Source organism: Brevibacillus choshinensis (genome assembly GCF_001420695.1).
GTDB lineage: Bacteria > Bacillota > Bacilli > Brevibacillales > Brevibacillaceae > Brevibacillus > Brevibacillus choshinensis.
Window position 1 is genome coordinate 1 of the sequence record NZ_LJJB01000012.1, and the last position, 1,372, is coordinate 1,372.

The 1,372-nt window shown below is 44.2% G+C and carries 1 protein-coding gene; it reads left to right on the top strand.

Annotated features, from left to right (window positions below):
* Nucleotides 1-1,372 (top strand): hypothetical protein (locus AN963_RS20160; protein ID WP_161827295.1); only part of this gene is annotated, 1,372 nt, incomplete at both ends.

Consider the following 1,372-nt stretch of genomic DNA (forward strand, 5'->3'; position numbering starts at 1 on the left):
ATTGGCTCCATTTCATTAGGGTTGGTTGTATTCAATGTTCTACTGCATGCCGTGAGCATCATATTAACGGTGTTAGCCCTGGGGAAAAGTGAAAACAATGGAATCTGCAAGGGAACTGTAGTGAGGGAATATAATGAAACAGTTAGGATAGAGAAAGTGACTCAATGGTACAATACTAGTGTAGTCGAATATGTACCGCATTGGAACGAGGGCACTTATATAAATAACACCGAACCAATATGTGATGTCAAGGGCTTTGCACCGTTTTCCAAGGACAACGGGATAAGAGTTGGCTCCAGGGGACATATTTTTGTCATAAGAGAGCCTTTCGTCTCTTGTTCACCTGTAGAGTGCAGGACTTTCTTCCTCACTCAGGGAGCTCTACTCAATGACAAACACTCAAATGGAACAGTGAAGGATAGAAGCCCATTCAGAACTCTCATGAGTGTCGAAGTGGGTCAATCACCCAATGTATATCAAGCCAGGTTTGAAGCTGTAGCATGGTCAGCAACAGCCTGTCATGATGGCAAGAAATGGATGACGATTGGTGTAACAGGGCCAGATTCTAAAGCAGTAGCAGTAGTCCATTACGGAGGGGTGCCTACTGATGTTGTTAACTCCTGGGCAGGAGATATATTAAGGACTCAGGAGTCATCTTGTACTTGCATTCAAGGTAATTGTTATTGGGTAATGACTGACGGTCCTGCCAATAGACAGGCGCAGTATAGAATATACAAAGCAAATCAAGGCAAAATAATTGGCCAAACAGATGTCAGCTTTAGTGGAGGACATATTGAGGAATGTTCTTGTTATCCAAATGATGGTAAAGTGGAATGCGTGTGTAGAGACAACTGGACGGGAACTAACAGGCCTGTGCTAGTTATTTCGCCTGATCTCTCTTACAGGGTTGGGTATTTATGTGCAGGATTGCCCAGTGACACTCCAAGAGGGGAAGATGCTCAATTTGTCGGTTCATGCACTAGTCCCATGGGAAATCAGGGATATGGCGTAAAAGGTTTCGGGTTTCGACAGGGAACTGATGTGTGGGTGGGGCGGACAATTAGTCGAACCTCCAGGTCAGGATTTGAAATAATAAGGATAAAGAATGGTTGGACGCAGACAAGCAAAGAACAGATTAGAAGGCAGGTGGTTGTTGATAATTTGAATTGGTCGGGATACAGTGGGTCTTTCACTTTACCAGTAGAATTGTCTGGGAGGGAATGTTTAGTTCCCTGTTTTTGGGTCGAAATGATCAGAGGCAGGCCAGAAGAGAGAACAATCTGGACCTCTAGTAGCTCCATTGTAATGTGTGGAGTTGATCATGAAATTGCCGATTGGTCATGGCACGATGGAGCTATTCTTCCCTTTGACA